The following is a 16,445-nucleotide window of genomic DNA, read 5'->3' on the forward strand; positions in this document are numbered from 1 at the left end:
CGTACGAGTCCCGGGCGTCGACTCGGAGTCGGGGGCAAGGGCCGTCAGGAGGTCGTACTGCCGCCGACCTGGACACGGATTCTTCCGGTGCGCTCATGCGGCTGAGGACGTCCTGCCCCTCCTGCTAGGTTGGGTGCCATCTCAGCCGGGGCCATACGGGACCGGCTGTCCGCACCCTGGGCGGCCCAGCGTAATAACTGGGGTATCCAGGAAGAGTCCGTGACCACGGTGGGCGACCGGCATCGTGCGACGTGAGTTCGCGGGCTGGTCCCTTGCGGCGGAACAAGGGCCGCCCTGCCACAGGGTCAGCTACAGATTCCGCGCCCCGCTCCACCCCGCTTCACCCTGCTCCACCGGGGCTTCCTGGCCCCGAGCTGAATTTTCTGTGCCGGCGGGAAATCAGTTCGACCATGTTCCCAAAGTGGTCGAACTGTTCCCGCCCCTCGCGAGACCGGTTCGATCGCTCCTCAGAGAGAGAATGTCGGACCGTTGGGCGACACCGTCATCCTCGCGATTCTGGCCATCGCCGGTGTGTGCACGATTCTGCTTTTCGCCGTCAAGGGCGTACTGGACCAGTTGCCCGGCATCTTCGAGTCCTGGCACCGTGCCCGCAGGGCCTGGCGCGGGGACGATGCTGACGACGGCGGCTCCAGCACGCAGTAGCCGCGCGGGTGGGCCGCAGGCGACCACTCACCCCATCCGGACCGGTTCACCGGTCCGGATGCTCCATGCGCTGTCGGCGGCTGCCTCGGGCAGAGCGGAGGGTGTCCGGAAGTCGGACTAACTTTCTGCCGGCGCCGAACGCGCGAGGGCGATCAGGCGGAGCGCCCTCTCAGGCGGCGAACATCTCAGGGCGACGAGGCCGACGATACGAGCGCTTCGAGTTTGTTGAGCGACTGAGTCCAGCCTTCGTCGTGGAGAGCGCGGCGCCGCTCCGTAGCGAAGTCGCCCTGGGTGACCACCAGTTCCGTCGACTCAGTGCCGAGTTCGCGCAGCGACAGGGTCACCACCGTCTCCTGGTCCTCGGGATCTGGATCCTCCCACCGGAACGTGTAGGACAGACGTTCTGGAGGGACGACTTCACGGAATTCCCCTGCCAGGTAGAACCGATCACCTTCGGGAGGCTGCATCCCAATCCGATAACCGCCCCCTGGCCGGAGGTCGATCTCCACACTCGGGATGGTGAATCCGTCAGGGCCCCACCACTTCGCCAGTTCCTGCGGTTCGGTCAGCGCACGGAATACGACCGAGGGCCGTGTGCCGAGCACGCGCCGCAGGCGCAACCTCAGCCCGCCGTTGCGCGTCATCACGGACCTCCTGGATCAAGGTGTCGGCACTTCCCATGTTAGGAAGGCGGCGGGAACTGCAGGGCCCCAGACGCGCCTGCGAGTCATCAGCCCTCAGCCCTCAGCCCTCAGCCCCAAGCCTTCATCAAGAACCGTCCGCAGGCGAGTACACACGTCGGTCACGGCTGCCGCATCGGGCAGAAGCCCGGCATCGAACATGGCCATCTGCAGCGCAGGTCCGTAAGCGCCGTACCGGGCGAGATCGTCTTTGAGTGCAGGCTGCACGATGAAGTGGATGTGCCCTGGCACCGCGCCCGCATGGGACCAGAGACAGATGTACACCTGCTCCGGCTCCATCGCCGTAGTGACCGCAGAGCTGACCCTCTGCAGCAGCGGGCCGAGCTCGCTGGATTCGTCTGCCGTCAGTTCGGCCACATGGATCACGTGCCTGATCGGCTTGACCACCAGCGTCCCCAGGCCCAGCGGCCCCACGCAGTGCTCAACGACCCACCCACCGGTCTTCAAGATCGTCCCGCCCGGCAGGAACTCAGTACCGGCGATGAGCCCGCAAGCCATGCATGCCGGATCGGTACCCGGACCCTCGTCCAACGCTGCCACTCCTCAGCTCGGAAGCGGCCAGCGTTCCCTGTCGTGGCGAGGACATCAACCTTCCAGCCTCGGCCCGAGCCTCCGACGGGGGTGTCCGGAACCTCCGGACACCCCTGCTTCCCGTCACGCCGTCGCCAGCCGCAGGATCAGCGCGACCAGGGCGAGCAAGGCGATCACGAGGGGGGCGGGGAGGTTCTTGGTGTCCTTGGCGCGGATGTGGAAGGTGCAGGCGGTGATGAAGTAAAGGATCAGTCCGATCGCGGCGGCAATGCCGATCGGGGCCCAGATGAGGCCGAGGAGCAGGCCTCCGGCCCCGGCGAGAAGGATGATCGCGAGGTAGTTGAGCTTGTCCTCCTGGACGCCCACCCGGGTGTAGGTCTGGACGACCCGCTCCTCGTGGCTGAGCTTGCGGGTGGCCGAGTACGTCAGGAGCGCGGCGAGGACGAGCGATACGAGGACGGTGGCAACAAACATGGTGCGGCTCCAACAGCTTGTTGACATTCAGGATGATACGTCCTGAATGGTCAGCTGCGGGGGTTCCCGCGGGAGCGGGGCTTGGCGCGGATGTGCATGCGTTCGCCCTGGCGTCCGAAGAGGCTGAGGATCTCGGCGGGGCCCTCTCCGGCGCTGCTGAACCAGTGGGGGAGGCGGGTGTCGAACTCGGCGGCCTCGCCCGGGGTCAGGACCAGATCGTGGTCGGCCAGGACGAGGCGCAGGCGCCCGGAGAGGACGTAGAGCCACTCGTAGCCTTCGTGGGTCCGCAGGTCGGGTTCCTCGTCGCTGGGCCGGGGCGGGATGACCAGTTTGAAGGCCTGGAGTGGGCCGGGCGAGCGGGTCAGCGGGACCACGGTCCTGTCGCCGGCCCGGCGCGGGGCGAGGCGGACGCGGGGGTCGCCGATCTCGGGGGCGCCCACCAGTTCGTCCAGGGGTACGCGGTGCGCCTGGGCAATGGGCAGCAGAAGCTCCAGGCTGGGGCGGCGCTGCCCGGACTCCAGCCGGGACAGGGTGCTCCTGGAGATCCCCGTGGTATCCGACAGCGACGCCAGCGTGACGCCGCGCTGGGTACGGAGGCGCTTCAGGCGCGGGCCGACCCTGGCCAGGACGTCGCTGAGGGCGGGGGCTGCCGCTGGGCCGGCCCCGGGGCCGACCGTGGGGTCGGCGGCGGGGCTGGTGGAATGCGAGTGCTCCATGTCGGCCATTTCAAAACGCGCGTCCCGGAAATGGCAATAAAAGTTGTCGGAACCGGACCAACAGCTGCAGCCTCCAGGGCGGAGTCTTCGCGAAGACAGCGGATAACAGGAGATGACGCCCGTGAGCCGGCATCAGCAGCCCGACGACCACAAGCACCCTGACCACCCCGACCACCACGCCGACTCGATCGACTGGGAGGCCTTCGGCGACCAGCTCGAGCGGGACGGCGAGATTCATCTCCCGGCCCTGGAACAGGCGATGGCCTGGCTGCGGAGCCTCATCCCGGACGAAGGCCACGCCCCCGCCGCCAACCACGCCCCCGCCCCTGCCCCCGAGGTCAGCCGCGTCCTCGACGTGGGCAGCGGCCCCGGTGTCGCCTCGGCCCTGCTCGCCCGGGTGTTCCCCGGTGCCGAGGTCGTCGCGGTCGACGGCGAGCCGAGTCTGCTCGAACGGGCCGGGGCGCGCGCCGTCCGCGAGGGGCTCGCCGACCGGGTCCGCACCCACCAGGCCGACCTGACGTACGGGATCTCCGGTCTCGGTACGGCCGACGTGATCTGGACCCGTCAGGTGATCCACCACCTCGGCGACCAGCAGGCCGCCCTGAGCGATCTCGGCGCGGTACTCCGGCCCGGAGGGCTGCTCGCGGTCGTCGAGCGCGGACTCACCGCGCGCTTCCTGCCCCGCGACATCGGCACCGGACGGCCCGGGCTCCAGGCCAGGCTGGACGCGGCCGCGGAGGACTGGTTCGCCGAGATGCGCACCGCCCTGCCCGGCCACACCCCGGCGGTCGAGGACTGGCCCGCGATGCTCGCCGGCGCCGGCCTCACCCCTGCCGGGACCCGCTCGTTCCTCGTCGACCTTCCGGCCCCCTTGGGCGTGCGGCCGCGCGAGTACCTGCAGGCCCAACTCACTCGTGTGCTCGACAAGATGGGGGACCGCCTCGCGCCCGACGACCTCGACGTGCTGAAGACGCTGACCGACCCCGAGTCGCCCTCCGGCATCCTCGGACGCCCCGATGCCTTCTACCTCGCCGCCATGACCGTCCACACCGCACGGAACAACCACCACCGTCCCGCCTGATCAGAGCCCCGCTTCTCCCGGAGCCGTGTGCCGCGCCGCCGAGGCGATGGTGGCGCGGGCCTCGCGTTCCGTGAGGCCGGTGTGGAGCGCCGCGTCGGTGAGGGCCGCGGCCAGGTCCCGGCCGAGCCCGGTCTCGTACGCCCGGCAGGCGGCCCAGAAGAGCCGGTCGTTCCGCTGCCCGGGCCGGGAGTCCCGTACGAACTGGACGAGCGCGGCGCCGCTCCGGCCGTGCCCACCCGGGCCGTACGCGTACGGGCCCTGTTCGTCCTGCGCCCCCTGACCGGGGCGCGCGGGAGGCGGGGTGAGCAGGCGTACGAGGGGGGCCGGGGCGGGCGCCGGTTCCGTGGGGCCGGGGGCGAGCCGGTAGACGCCGCGGGTGCTGTACGAGCCGGGGCCGACGAGGTAGCCGCCGGTGCCCCGGACGTCGATGCCGGGGGCCAGACGGCCGGCCGAGTTCGGTACCGGCCTGCCGGGCGGGCCCGTCAGCCACAGGTGGCGGCCGCCGCTTGGCGTGAGGACGGTGACCGTGGGCGGAAGGGTGAAACCGTGCTCGCGGGCGAGGCGTCTCAGTGCGGCGAGGCTGTCCGTGCCGTTCTTGACGTCGAGGTCGAGGCCGATGAGGTGGTGCGGGGCGCGGCCGCAGGCGATGCCGTAGCCGGTGGCCCAGGGCGCGGCGGCGAACAGCGCCAGGACCGCCGCAGGGTCGGTCGTCGCGTCGTGAATGCCGTGGCCCGCCCGGCCGCACTCGCCGGTGCACCGTACGGGCTCGGGGTCCGCGTGGTGCGGGGAGCGCACGGCGGGCAGCTTGCCGCGGGTCAGCGGGATGACGAGGAGGCCACGGGCCGCCGCGGCCAGGGCGTGGCGGCGGGCGTCGGCCGAGGGGAACCCGGCCGTCGGGGGAACCTCGGCAGGAGGCCAGGGGATGCCGGAGGAGGCCATACCCCACATTTTCGTGCATGTGTTCGACTCCGGAAAGGGGTACGGCCGCCTTCTTGCCCCGAAAGGGCCTCTGAGGGTGCAGTTGGCCGAAATACGCCGGAACGCCTCTGCTGCGCGACGGCGCCCCCCGGGAGTGTCGTCCCGCAGCCGTTTCCGCGACCTTGACAGGCGGCCTGACCTGACGGACAGTCAGAAACCCTGAACTACCTGAACCACCGGAACTCGACGGCAGAACGAGGTGGGCGTGGACGACGGGCTGTACGAGCGGCTCAAGGCGTACGAAGGGCGCCCCGCGGCGACCGGCGGAGAGGGGAAGGATCCCGTCAACGAGCCCATGATCCGGCACTGGTGCGAGGCGATGGGCGACACCAGCCCCGCCTACCCCGCCGTCGCGCCGCCGACGATGCTCCAGGCGTGGACGATGGGCGGGCTGTCCGGGCACACGGGGCGGACCGAGGCGTACGACGAGCTGCTCGGGCTCCTGGACGCGGCCGGGTTCACCTCGGTCGTGGCGACGGACTGCGAGCAGGAGTATCTGCGGCCCCTGCGCCCCGGCGACCGGATCAGCTTCGACGCGGTGATCGAGTCGGTGTCACCGCGGAAGACGACGAAGCTCGGTACGGGCCACTTCGTCACCACGCGCATGGACGTCCGCGCGGACGGCGAGCCCGCGGGCACTCACCGCTTCCGTATCCTCAAGTACGCGCCCGCGACCAGGAAGCCGCAGCCGCGGACCCAGCAGGAGAAGAGGCCGCAGGAGGAAAGGCCGCAGGAGGAAGGGCCGCAGGAGGAGCGGGGCCCATCGCCCGCCAGGCGCCCCCGGCCGGTCGTCAACCGCGACAACGCGGGCTTCTGGGAGGGCGTCGCGCGGCGCGAACTCCTCATCCAGCGCTGCACCCCCTGCGGGAGCCTCCGCTTCCCCTGGCTCCCCGGCTGCAACAGCTGCGGCTCCGCGGACTGGGACACCGTACGCGCCTCCGGCTCCGGGACCGTCTACTCGTACGTCGTCATGCACCACCCGCCGTTCCCCGCGTTCGACCCTCCCTACGCGGTGGCGCTGGTCGAGCTGGCCGAGGGCGTGCGGATGATCAGCAACATCACCGGGGTGCCGTACGACAAGGTCCGGATCGGCATGCCGGTGGAGCTCGGATTCCTCGAGCCCGACGAAGAGTTGACGCTGCCCGTCTTCCGGGGAAGCGAGGGCTGAAGCGATGACCCACGCCGGCGAGGAACTGCCGCCGCTGCGCATCCCGGTCACCCGCACGCTCATCGTCGCCGGCGCGATCGCGTCCCGGGACTACCAGGACGTGCACCACGACGCCGAAGCGGCCAGGGCCAAGGGCTCCCCCGACATCTTCATGAACATCCTCACCACCAACGGCCTCGTCGGCCGCTACATCACCGACCACTTCGGGCGCGGGGCCAGGCTGCGCAAAGTGGCCATCCGGCTCGGCGTCCCCAACTACCCGGGCGACGAGATGGTGTTGACCGGCACGGTCACCGAAGTGTCCGGCCGGGTCGCCGAGGTGCGGGTGACCGGCGCCAACGACCTCGGCCACCACGTCACCGGCACGGTCACCGTCGAACTCCCGGAGTGGGCCCAGCAGTCGCCTGAGGAGAGCGCATGAGTGTCCGCAACCGCGACTCCCTGGGAGGCAAGGCGGCCATCGCCGGCATCGGTGCCACCGAGTTCTCCAAGGACTCGGGACGCAGTGAGCTGAAGCTGGCGGTCGAGGCAGTCCGCGCCGCGCTGGACGACGCCGGGCTGACCCCCGCCGACGTCGACGGCATGGTCACCTTCACCATGGACACCAGCCCCGAGATCACCGTCGCCCAGGCAGCCGGCATCGGCGAGCTGTCGTTCTTCTCCCGGGTCCACTACGGCGGCGGCGCGGCCTGCGCCACCGTCCAGCAGGCCGCCCTCGCCATCGCCACCGGGGTCGCCGACGTGGTCGTCTGCTACCGCGCGTTCAACGAGCGGTCCGGGCGCCGCTTCGGATCCGGGGTGCAGCACCGCGAGCCCTCGGCCGAGGGCGCCGCGCTCGGCTGGTCGCTCCCCTTCGGCCTGCTCACCCCCGCCTCCTGGGTCGCCATGGCTGCCCAGCGCTACCTCCACACGTACGGGCTGACCCCCGAGGCGTTCGGCCATGTCGCCGTCACCGGCCGCCGCCACGCGGCCAGCAACCCGGCCGCGTACTTCCACGGCAAGCCGATCACGCTCGACGACCATGCCGCATCCCGCTGGATCGTCGAGCCCCTGCGCCTGCTGGACTGCTGCCAGGAGACGGACGGCGGGCAGGCGATCGTGGTGACCTCCGTCGAGCGGGCCCGCGACCTTCCGCACCCGCCCGCGGTCGTCACCGCTGCGGCGCAGGGCGCGGGCCGCGCCCAGGAGCAGATGACGAGCTTCTACCGCGGCGACCTGACCGGCCTGCCCGAGATGAGCGTCGTGGCGCGCCAGTTGTGGCGCAGCAGCGGCCTGCGGCCCACCGACGTCGACGTGGGGATCATCTACGACCACTTCACCCCGTTCGTTCTGATGCAGCTGGAGGAGTTCGGCTTCTGCCCGCCGGGCGAGGCGGCCGGGTTCGTCGCCGCGGGCGAGCTGCCGATCAACACACACGGCGGCCAGCTCGGCGAGGCGTATCTGCACGGCATGAACGGCATCGCCGAGGCCGTACGGCAGGTGCGCGGCAGCTCCGTGAACCAGGTGACGGGCGCTAGCACGGTCCTGGTGACGGCGGGAACCGGAGTTCCGACATCCGGGCTGCTGATTGGTGCGTACGGCTGACTTCTCTCCCCCATGTCGCGTGTCTGACGACTCTTCAGGTTGCGGGGGCCGTTCACTCGCCCTATGGAACGACGAAAGAAGATCATTCAATATGTGATCGCGCTGCTGGCGGCCATGGCGGCCGTACTGGGCGGGCTGTTCGCCGGAACCGGCGCTGCCGCGAAGGACCCGGGCGACGGCGACCCGCGGTCGGCGGGCGCCGAGGTCTTCACCGGACTGGCCTTCGACACCTGCGAGGCTCCGTCCCTCGGTTCCATGAACGCCTGGCGGAAGTCCCACTACCGGGCTGTCGGGGTCTACTTCGGGGGCCGCGGCCGGGCCTGCAAGCAGCAGACCCACCTGGGCCCGCGCTGGATCAGGGAAGTGCACAGGTCGGGCTGGAACGTGCTGCCGCTCTACGTCGGCTCGCAGTCCCCGTGCGTGTTCAACGACGGCAAGAAGCACGTGCCCATCGAGGGGGATCCCTGGACCCGGGGCGTCGAGGAGGCGCGCGACGCCCTCGAGCGGGCGGCCGCACTCGGCATGCGCGAACGCAGCGCCCTCTACCTCGACGTCGAGGCGTACGACCAGCGCGACGCCGAGTGCGCGGAGCACACGCTCGCCTTCGTCCGCGCGTGGAGCCGCGAGGTGCGCCGCCAGGGCTACTTCGCCGGGTTCTACTCCAGCTCCACCTCGGGCGTGGAGCACATCGAGAGCGCGCGGCGGCGCGGGGTGCGGGACCTCCCTGACATCCTCTGGTTCGCGCGCTGGAACGTTCCGCCTTCGCTGTACGAGGAGCAGGTGCTCGACCGCGCGGCATGGGGCCCGCACCGCCGCATCCACCAGTTCAAGGGCAACGTCGTGGAGGAATACGGCGGGGTGAAGATGAAGATCGACCCCAACCTGGTGGACGCGCCCGTCGCGGTCGTCGACCTGGACGAGCCCCTCGACGACGGCAAGTCCCCCAAGAGGCCCGGCAAGAAGCCCGCCCGGACGGCCGCCAAGAACCCTGCCCGGACGGCTGCCAAGAACCCCGCCAAGAACCCTGCCCAGAAGGCCGCCAAGAACGCCGCCAAGAACCCTGCCAAGAACCCTGCCCAGAAGGCGGCCCAGAAGACCGCTCAGTGAGGTCCCGGCCGGGCGCCCGCCCTCGACCCTGATCCAGGCCCGCGTACGGACCCTGACCCAGGGCGGAGACCCCTCCATCTGTGGGAGGTGGGGCCCGCCGCGCCCGTACAACCTGAGGCTGACCCTTCATCGGGACCTCCGGGCGATCCGCGGTGACCCCCGGCGCTCCTAGCTTTGGGGCATGACCACGCCAGTCTGCTCCAGCGCATCCGCCGCAGCTTTCCCGTCCTTCTCGTCGTACATGCGAGCACGCGGTCCCGTCCTGCTGCGCACCGCCCGCTCGCTGACCGCGAACCCGTGCGACGCCGAGGACCTGCTGCAGACCGCGCTGACGAAGACGTACCTGGCCTGGGAGCGGATCGAGGACCACCGTGCCCTCGACGGGTACGTGCGACGGGCGCTGGTGAACACCCGCACCTCGCAGTGGCGCAAGCGCAAGGTCGACGAGTTCGCCTGCGACGAGCTGCCCGAGCCCGACGCCGCCCCCGCCCCGGACCCGGCCGAGCAGCAGGTGCTGCGCGATGCGATGTGGCGCGCGATACTCCGGCTGCCGGACCGGCAGCGGGCCATGGTCGTCCTCCGGTACTACGAGGACCTGAGCGAGGCCCAGACCGCGGAAGTGCTCGGCGTCTCGGTCGGCACGGTCAAGAGCGCCGTCTCCCGTGCGCTGTCCAAGCTCCGCGAGGACCCCGAGCTCAGCCGCGCCGCCTGATCCGGCGCAGCATATTCCGTAAGCCGTGTCCCGGAAACGTGGGCGAGGCCACACCCCGTACGTAGTGCGCGGGGTAGTGACATACCAGATGGTATGGAAGCAGAATCACGTCACTATTACCTTCGCGTAACCGCGCCCTCGGGAGGCCTCGGTGCAGAGCACGATGCAGGACGTACCGCTGACAGTCAGCCGCATCCTGCGGCACGGATCGACCGTCCACGCAGGCTCGTATGTGACGACGTGGACCGGAGAGGGCCAACCGGAGCGCCGCAGCTTCGCCGAGATCGGCGCCCGCGCCGCGCAGCTGGCGCACGCTCTGCGCGACGAGCTCGGCGTGGTCGGCGACCAGCGCGTCGCCACCCTCATGTGGAACAACGGGGAGCACATGGAGGCGTACCTCGCCATCCCCTCCATGGGCGCGGTCCTGCACACTCTCAACCTCCGGCTGCCCGCCGAGCAGCTCGCCTGGATCGTCAACCACGCCGCCGACCGGGTGATCATCGTCAACGGCACGCTGCTCCCGCTCCTCGCTCCGCTCCTGGAGCACATGAAGCCGGTCGAGCACGTGGTCGTGTCCGGCCCCGGCGACCGCTCCCTCCTCGATGGGAGCCGGGTCCGCGTCCACGACTACGAGGAGCTGATCGCCGACCGCCCCACCGACTTCGCCTGGCCGGAGCTCGACGAGCGTGAGGCCGCCGCCCTCTGTTACACCTCCGGAACCACCGGCGACCCCAAGGGCGTCCTCTACAGCCACCGCTCGATCTACCTGCACTGCATGCAGGTCAACAGCGCCGAGTCCTTCGCGACGACGCCCGCGGACACCGTGCTGGCCGTCGTCCCCATGTTTCACGTCAACGCCTGGGGGCTGCCGCACGCCGCCTTCATGGGCGGCACCGAGCTGCTCATGCCCGACCGCTTCCTGCAGCCCGAGCCGCTGGCCGAGATGATCGAGACCGTGCGGCCGACCCTGGCCGCCGCCGTTCCGACGATCTGGCAGGGGCTGCTCGGCGAGCTCGACGCCAAGCAGCGTGACGTGTCCAGCCTGCGGACCGTCGTCATCGGCGGGTCGGCCTGCCCGCCGGCGCTCATGAAGGCGTTCGAGGAGCGGTACGACATCCGGGTCGTGCACGCCTGGGGCATGACGGAGACCTCGCCGCTCGGCTCCGTCGCCCACCCGCCGGCCGGGCTCACCGCCGACGAGGAGTGGCCGTACCGCCTCACCCAGGGCCGCTTCCCCGCGTCCGTCGAAGCCCGGCTCGCGGGGCCGGGCGGCGAATTCCTGCCGTGGGACGGGGAGTCGGCCGGTGAGCTGGAGGTGCGGGGCCCGTGGATCGCGGGCGCGTACTACGGCGGGTCGGACGGAGAGCCGCTCCGGCCCGCGGACAAGTTCAGCGAGGACGGCTGGCTGCGCACCGGCGACGTCGGCACCATCACCCCGGACGGCTTCCTCACCCTCACCGACCGGGCCAAGGACGTCATCAAGTCCGGCGGCGAGTGGATCTCGTCGGTCGAGCTCGAGAACCACCTGATGGGTCACCCGGAGATCGCCGAGGCGGCGGTCGTGGCCGTACCCGACGAGAAGTGGGGCGAACGGCCGCTGGCCACCGTCGTCCTGAAGGACGGCGCCGCTCCCGACTACGAGGCGCTCAAGGCGTACCTGGGGGAGCGGATCGCGCGCTGGCAGCTGCCCGAGCGATGGGCCGTCATCCCGGCCGTGCCGAAGACCAGCGTCGGCAAGTTCGACAAGAAGGTGCTGCGCAGGCAGTACGCGGACGGGGAGCTGGACGTCACCGAGGTGTGAGGAGTGATGGGCAGGGCGGGGCGGTGGCCAGCGTTGGCCACCGCCCCGGCGCATGCGCGCATGCAGGGGGTCGGCCCTGCACACGCGCGCGTACCTGTGCCCGTACACGCGCGCGTCCTGTGCCCGTGCATGCGCGCGTGCCCCGGGGCCGCCTGTGCGGGGGCTGAGTCTCAGTTGGCGCCGATCTTCGCCAGCAGGTCCACGATCCGGTTCTGCACATCCGGGCTCGTCGAGCGCTCCGCGAGGAACAGGACCGTCTCGCCCGAGGTGAGCCGCGGCAGCTCGGCGGGGTCCATGTCGGCGGAGGTGTAGACGACCAGCGGGGTGCGGTTGAGCAGCCCGTTCGCCCGCAGCCAGTCGACGATCCCGGCGCGCCGGCGGCGCACCTGCATCAGGTCCATCACCACCAGGTTCGGCCGCATCTGGGCCGCGAGCGTCACGGCGTCCGCGTCCGATGCGGCACGCGCGACCTGCATACCGCGCCGCTCGAGCGTTGCCGCGAGCGCACCCGCGATGGCGTCGTGCGTCTCGATCAGCAGCACGCGCGGCGGGTGTTGCTCGCTGTCGCGCGGAGCGAGCGCCTTCAGCAGTACGGCGGGGTCGGCGCCGTACGCCGCCTCCCGCGTCGCCTGCCCGAGCCCGGCCGTCACCAGCACCGGAACCTCGGCCGCCACCGCCGCCGTACGCAGCGACTGCAGCGCCGTCCTGGTGATCGGCCCGGTGAGCGGGTCGACGAACAGCGCCGCAGGGTAGGCCGCGATCTGTGCGTCCACTTCTTCGCGGGAGTGAACGATGACGGGGCGGTAGCCGCGGTCGCTCAGCGCCTGTTGGGTGGAGACGTCGGGCGCGGGCCAGACCAGCAGCCGCCGCGGATTGTCGAGCGGCTCCGGCGGCAGCTCGTCGTCCATCGGCGGGGCGGCCTGGGAGTCGGTGACGTCCACGGCGCCGTTCGGGCCGTCCAGCGGCTCCGGGCCCTCGGAGCCCTCGTCCGGCGCGCCGATGGCGTACGCCCGGCCCTCCTGCGTGTCCAGCAACCGCGGGGGCTGCTGCGGCTGTTGCGGTTGCTGTGGCAGTTGCGGTTCACGCGGGCGTGCGGCGGGCTCGAGCGCGCCGGCGGGCGTCCGCTCGCCCTCCTCCTGCGGCGGGGCGGCGAGCTTGCGCCGCCTGCCGGACCCGGTGGGCGGCTGCGGCATCTGGGGGCGCTGCTGATCGGCGACCTGCTGCGCGAAGGGCACGCCCTGACCGAGCGTCCGCACGCTGATGGCCCGCGACTGACCAGCGACAGGGCCCTCGGGAGCGGCGGCCGAGGGCTGCTGCTGCGGTTGGGGCTGCGGTTGCTGCGCGGGAGCGGGGGCCTCGGCGGGCAGGGGCTGTGCGGGGGGCAGGGGCTGTGCCGCGCGCGTGCCGTACGGCGGGGACTGAGGCTCGGGTTGGGCCGCTGTCCGGGGCTGGGGCGCGGCCTGCTGCGGGGGAACCGGAGCCGCCGGACCCGCCGGGTCCACCGGCTCGGGCAGGGCACCGGGCATGCCGGTTCCCTGGGGCGGGGTGCCGGGGCTCGCGGCGTCCTGGGCGGGAACTCCCTGCGACGGGCCCCCCTGGGCGGGGATGGCCTGCGGCGGTGTTGCCGGAGCCGGGACGCCCTGCGGGGGAGCGTCCTGGGCAGGAGTGCTCTGGGCAGGAGTGCTCTGGCCCGGTCCGCCTGCCATGTTCTGGGCCTGCTGCTCCTCGGCGGGATCCCGCCGTGCGCGACGGCGGCCGGTGGGCACCGGGTGCGCCCGCGGCGGCGTGTGGTCGGCGTCGACGGCGGAGGGTGCCAGGTCGTGACGGCCCTGCGCGTCCGCGTCCCAGGCACCCGGCTGCCCGGCGCCGGCGGCCCCGGCCTTCTGGTCGGCCTCGGCGGGCGGCAACGCGAAAGCCCGGCGGCTCCCGCCCGTCCCGCCTCCTGCGGCCTGCTCCTCACCCGATTCCGGTCCCGGTCCGGGAACAGCCCGATCGAGCCCGCCGTCGGCCAGCGCCCGACGCGCCCTCCGCCCCGCGGGCCTGCCTCCCGCCGGAGGCTGCGCCTGGTCGTCGCCCTCGGGCCCGTACGGCTGCGGCTGCTGCTGCGGCTCAGGACCGGCGAGTGCCGGCGGCGTGCCCTGGGAGGGCGGGGCGACCCGGCGTCCACGTCGGCCGGTCGGTTCGGCGGAACCGCTGTCCTGGGCGTACGGCTGTCCGGCAGCGAGGTCGTCGTACGGCCCCGGCCCGGGCCCCGGCACGTCGTCGCCGGGAGCGGTGGGGCCGGGCGCTGCCCCGCCCCCGGGCGGGAGCGCGACGGCGGACGACTGGGGTTCCGCGGGCGTGGCCTGCGCGGACGCCCCGGCCCGGCGGGCGCGGCGGCCTGTCGGCTCCGCGGGCGCGCCCTGCCGCTCGGGGCCGGTGCCCTGGGGCGGTACAGGTGTGCCGGAGCCGTTCAGCGCTGCCGGACGCAGTTGTGACGGTACCGGGCTGAGGCCCTGCTGACCCGGGCCCTGCCCCTGGTTGCCGGGATTGGCCCAGCCCGTCTGCTGCCCGTTGTCCGCCGGCGCCCCGGGCAGGGCAGGCAGCGCGGAAGCCTGCGGCTCGGATCCCGTGCCCTGGGCCGGTACGGCGACCACGCCGTTTGCACCAGCGACGTACGAACCGTTCTGTGCGGCGCGGCCCGAGCCGTCCGCGTCCTGCTCCGGCCGCTCGTCCGCCGCGGTGGCCAGCGAGCCGTACGACTGGTCCTGCGAGCCGTATGACTGGTCCTGACCGCCGCCGCCGTGCCGGGCGCGGCGGCCCGTCCTCGGTCCTGCCGACCGCGCGGCGGCCTCCTGGCCCTCGCTTTCGGCGGGACTGGGCCGCCCGCGCCGCCGCCCGGTCGGCTTCGGGTCTGCCGGGACCTGCGCGGAGCCCGAAGCCTGTGCGGCGGCCCCGTTCGAGCTCTGTGCCGCGCTGTTCCACGTCTCGGGAACCTGCGATTCCACGGCCGACAGGTCAGGGAGGGATCCGCCCTGGGCCGAGCCCTGCCCACCGGAGTCCGCTTCCGGATCGCGTGGATCGACGACCGGACCGGGTGCGGCCGCGGCCGCGTCGGCGAGGCTCTGCGAGCCGGTCGACTGCGCGGGGACCTGCCCGGCGGCGCCACCGAAACTGTTGCCCGCGTCAACGCCCGCGCCCGCGCGTGGACCCGAGTCCGTACTCGCACCGGCGTCCGGGTCCACGCCGGAGTCTCCGCCGTCCTGCGCCGCGTCCGGCGCCTCCGCCGTGCCGCGCGCCCGCTCCCTCGGCACCGGCATCACGGTCGTCGCGTTGTCACGGTCCTGGACGTCGGCGGGCGGCCGCTCCCCCGCTGTGCCACCCCCGGCGGCCAGAGGTACCTCGAGAACGTACGAGCTGCCGTTCGTCCCCGGCACCTCGTGCGTCTGCAGCACGCCTCCGTGCCGCTCCACGATGCCGCGCACGATCGGCTCGTGCACCGGGTCGCCCCCGGCGTACGGCCCGCGCACCTCGATGCGTACGACCTCGCCGCGCTGTGCGGCCGCCACCACGATCGTCGAGTCGCCGGCGACGCCGCCGACCGGGGCCTTCCCCGTCGCGTCGACCCCGGCCACGTCCGCGATCAGGTGCGCGAGGGCCTGGGCCAGCCGCTTGGCGTCGACCTCGGCCTCGATCGGCGGCGCGTGGACCGCGAACTGCGCGCGCCCGGGACCGATGAGCTCGATCGCCCCCTCGACACCGGCCGCCACCACTCCGTCGAGCGAGACCGGCTCCCGGTCCAGCCGGTCGCGCCCGGAGTCCAGCCGCTGGTAGCTGAGCACGTTGTCGATGAGCGTGGTCATCCGGGCGTACCCGGCGGTCAGGTAGTGCAGGATCTGGTTGGCCTCGGGCCACAGCTGCCCGGCCGGGTCGGCGGCGAGCGTGCCCAGCTCCGAGCGCAGCTGGTCGAGCGGCCCGCGCAGCGCCTCGTCCAGCACGGCCAGCAGCTGCGCGTGCCGGGCGGCCACGGCGTCGTACTTGCGCCGGTCGGTGAAGGTCATGACCGCGCCGACGAGCTGGTCCCCGTCCCGTACGGGCGCGGTGGTCAGGTCGACCGGCACCGCGCGGCCGTCCTTCGCCCACAGCACCTGGCCGCGGACGCGGTGCTTGCGACCGGAGCGGAGGCTGTCGGCGAGCGGCGACTCGTTGTACGGCAGCGGGGTGCCGTCGGGCCTGGAGTGGTGGATGAGCGGGTGCAGTTCCTTGCCGCCGAGGTCGCTGGCGCGGTAGCCGAGGATCTGCGCGGCCGACGGGTTGACGAGGACGACCTTGCCGTCCGTGTCGACGCCGACGACGCCCTCGGCCGCGGCGCGCAGGATCATCTCGGTCTGGCGCTGCTGGCGGGCCAGCTCGGCCTCGGTGTCCACGGTCCCCGACAGGTCCCGTACGACCAGCATCAGCAGCTCGTCGCCCGTGTAGTGGTGCAGGGACAGGTCCGCGTACGGAGTGCGGCCGTCCTCCAGATTTGCGCTGGTCACCTCGACCGGGAACTCGGAGCCGTCGGTGCGCCGTGCGACCATCCTGGTCGGCTTGGTCCTGCCCTCGTCGTCGTCCGGCCGCCGCATCGAGCCGGGGATGCGCTTGGAGTCGAAGGACGGCAGGAGATCGAGGAGGCCGCGGCCGACGAGCGCGGTGCCGGGCGACTCGAAAGTCTCGAGGGCGATGGTGTTGGCGTTGACGACCGTGCCATTGCAGTTCACCAGCAACAGGGCGTCGGGGAGCGCGTCGAGTATGGCGGCAAGCCGAGCAGCGCCTCGGGATGGCCTGCTGCTCACGACGACCATTCCTCCCTGATCACTGCATCTTGCCGACAGCCCCGGCCATTCTGCCGCGCGTCCCGGGACATGTCACTGGAGGGAGTCTACGGGCAGCCGTTGCGGCGGCAACGGC

Annotated in this window: 14 protein-coding genes; 8 read left to right on the plus strand and 6 right to left on the minus strand. The window is 72.3% G+C overall.

Features of this window, described 5'->3' with window-relative positions; genetic code table 11:
* Nucleotides 1-489: 489 nt before the first annotated feature.
* Entirely contained in the window at nt 490-663 is a 174-nt protein-coding gene (locus tag ACTWP8_RS22265) for a hypothetical protein (protein ID WP_443316305.1), read from the plus strand.
* Between the two features lie 185 nt (nt 664-848).
* Here the strand turns inward: ACTWP8_RS22265 and ACTWP8_RS22270 are convergent, their stop codons facing one another.
* From ACTWP8_RS22270 to ACTWP8_RS22285, 4 genes are all read right to left on the minus strand, one after another.
* Nucleotides 849-1,307, minus strand: a complete 459-nt coding sequence (locus ACTWP8_RS22270; RefSeq protein ID WP_443323926.1) for an SRPBCC family protein — start codon at nt 1,305-1,307, stop codon at nt 849-851.
* A gap of 93 nt (nt 1,308-1,400) precedes the next feature.
* Complete coding sequence (locus tag ACTWP8_RS22275; RefSeq protein WP_443323927.1) at nt 1,401-1,895, minus strand: HIT family protein; 495 nt, start codon at nt 1,893-1,895, stop codon at nt 1,401-1,403.
* Nucleotides 1,896-2,018: 123 nt separating this feature from the next.
* Nucleotides 2,019-2,369, minus strand: a complete 351-nt coding sequence (locus ACTWP8_RS22280; RefSeq protein WP_443323928.1) for a DoxX family protein — start codon at nt 2,367-2,369, stop codon at nt 2,019-2,021.
* Nucleotides 2,370-2,419: 50 nt separating this feature from the next.
* Nucleotides 2,420-3,094 (minus strand): helix-turn-helix domain-containing protein, encoded by a 675-nt coding sequence (locus ACTWP8_RS22285; RefSeq protein ID WP_443323929.1) that lies wholly within the window; start codon nt 3,092-3,094, stop codon nt 2,420-2,422.
* Nucleotides 3,095-3,197: 103 nt separating this feature from the next.
* On the opposite strand from ACTWP8_RS22285, the gene ACTWP8_RS22290 reads away from it, so the two are divergent.
* The gene (locus ACTWP8_RS22290; RefSeq protein WP_443323930.1) at nt 3,198-4,166 is read left to right on the plus strand and encodes a class I SAM-dependent methyltransferase; all 969 of its coding nucleotides are present in this window, start codon (nt 3,198-3,200) and stop codon (nt 4,164-4,166) included.
* On the opposite strand, the gene ACTWP8_RS22295 is transcribed toward ACTWP8_RS22290, so the two are convergent.
* Nucleotides 4,167-5,105 (minus strand): bifunctional DNA primase/polymerase, encoded by a 939-nt coding sequence (locus ACTWP8_RS22295; RefSeq protein WP_443323931.1) that lies wholly within the window; start codon nt 5,103-5,105, stop codon nt 4,167-4,169.
* Nucleotides 5,106-5,343: 238 nt separating this feature from the next.
* On the opposite strand from ACTWP8_RS22295, the gene ACTWP8_RS22300 reads away from it, so the two are divergent.
* The 6 genes from ACTWP8_RS22300 to ACTWP8_RS22325 all read left to right on the plus strand — a co-directional run bounded on the left by ACTWP8_RS22300 (nt 5,344) and on the right by ACTWP8_RS22325 (nt 11,516).
* Nucleotides 5,344-6,312, plus strand: coding sequence for a bifunctional MaoC family dehydratase N-terminal/OB-fold nucleic acid binding domain-containing protein (locus ACTWP8_RS22300; protein WP_443323932.1), 969 nt, complete (start codon nt 5,344-5,346; stop codon nt 6,310-6,312).
* 4 nt (nt 6,313-6,316) lie between these two features.
* Complete coding sequence (locus ACTWP8_RS22305; protein WP_443323933.1) at nt 6,317-6,733, plus strand: MaoC family dehydratase; 417 nt, start codon at nt 6,317-6,319, stop codon at nt 6,731-6,733.
* Nucleotides 6,730-7,896 (plus strand): lipid-transfer protein, encoded by a 1,167-nt coding sequence (locus tag ACTWP8_RS22310; RefSeq protein ID WP_443323934.1) that lies wholly within the window; start codon nt 6,730-6,732, stop codon nt 7,894-7,896. Before ACTWP8_RS22305 ends, ACTWP8_RS22310 begins: the two co-directional genes overlap by 4 nt.
* Before the next feature lie 63 nt (nt 7,897-7,959).
* Complete coding sequence (locus ACTWP8_RS22315; RefSeq protein WP_443323935.1) at nt 7,960-9,003, plus strand: DUF1906 domain-containing protein; 1,044 nt, start codon at nt 7,960-7,962, stop codon at nt 9,001-9,003.
* Between the two features lie 181 nt (nt 9,004-9,184).
* Nucleotides 9,185-9,715 carry a SigE family RNA polymerase sigma factor gene (locus ACTWP8_RS22320; protein WP_443316316.1) on the plus strand — a complete coding sequence of 177 codons (531 nt, stop codon included), beginning with the start codon at nt 9,185-9,187 and terminating at the stop codon, nt 9,713-9,715.
* A 151-nt stretch (nt 9,716-9,866) separates the two neighbouring features.
* Entirely contained in the window at nt 9,867-11,516 is a 1,650-nt protein-coding gene (locus ACTWP8_RS22325; RefSeq protein ID WP_443323936.1) for a long-chain fatty acid--CoA ligase, read from the plus strand.
* 170 nt (nt 11,517-11,686) lie between these two features.
* Here the strand turns inward: ACTWP8_RS22325 and ACTWP8_RS22330 are convergent, their stop codons facing one another.
* The gene (locus tag ACTWP8_RS22330) at nt 11,687-16,330 is read right to left on the minus strand and encodes a PAS domain-containing protein (RefSeq protein ID WP_443323937.1); all 4,644 of its coding nucleotides are present in this window, start codon (nt 16,328-16,330) and stop codon (nt 11,687-11,689) included.
* Nucleotides 16,331-16,445 lie beyond the last annotated feature (115 nt).

Origin of the sequence: Streptomyces sp. 7N604, assembly GCF_052245475.1 — a bacterium.
Taxonomy (GTDB): domain Bacteria; phylum Actinomycetota; class Actinomycetes; order Streptomycetales; family Streptomycetaceae; genus Streptomyces.

Coding starts and splice junctions, on each gene's coding strand:
- ACTWP8_RS22270 (WP_443323926.1), bottom strand. CDS start 1,307: ATGACGCGCAACGGCGGGCTGAGGTTGCGCCTGCGGCGCGTGCTCGGC.
- ACTWP8_RS22280 (WP_443323928.1), bottom strand. CDS start 2,369: ATGTTTGTTGCCACCGTCCTCGTATCGCTCGTCCTCGCCGCGCTCCTG.
- ACTWP8_RS22285 (WP_443323929.1), bottom strand. CDS start 3,094: ATGGCCGACATGGAGCACTCGCATTCCACCAGCCCCGCCGCCGACCCC.
- ACTWP8_RS22290 (WP_443323930.1), top strand. CDS start 3,198: ATGACGCCCGTGAGCCGGCATCAGCAGCCCGACGACCACAAGCACCCT.
- ACTWP8_RS22295 (WP_443323931.1), bottom strand. CDS start 5,105: ATGGCCTCCTCCGGCATCCCCTGGCCTCCTGCCGAGGTTCCCCCGACG.
- ACTWP8_RS22305 (WP_443323933.1), top strand. CDS start 6,317: ATGACCCACGCCGGCGAGGAACTGCCGCCGCTGCGCATCCCGGTCACC.
- ACTWP8_RS22310 (WP_443323934.1), top strand. CDS start 6,730: ATGAGTGTCCGCAACCGCGACTCCCTGGGAGGCAAGGCGGCCATCGCC.
- ACTWP8_RS22315 (WP_443323935.1), top strand. CDS start 7,960: ATGGAACGACGAAAGAAGATCATTCAATATGTGATCGCGCTGCTGGCG.
- ACTWP8_RS22320 (WP_443316316.1), top strand. CDS start 9,185: ATGACCACGCCAGTCTGCTCCAGCGCATCCGCCGCAGCTTTCCCGTCC.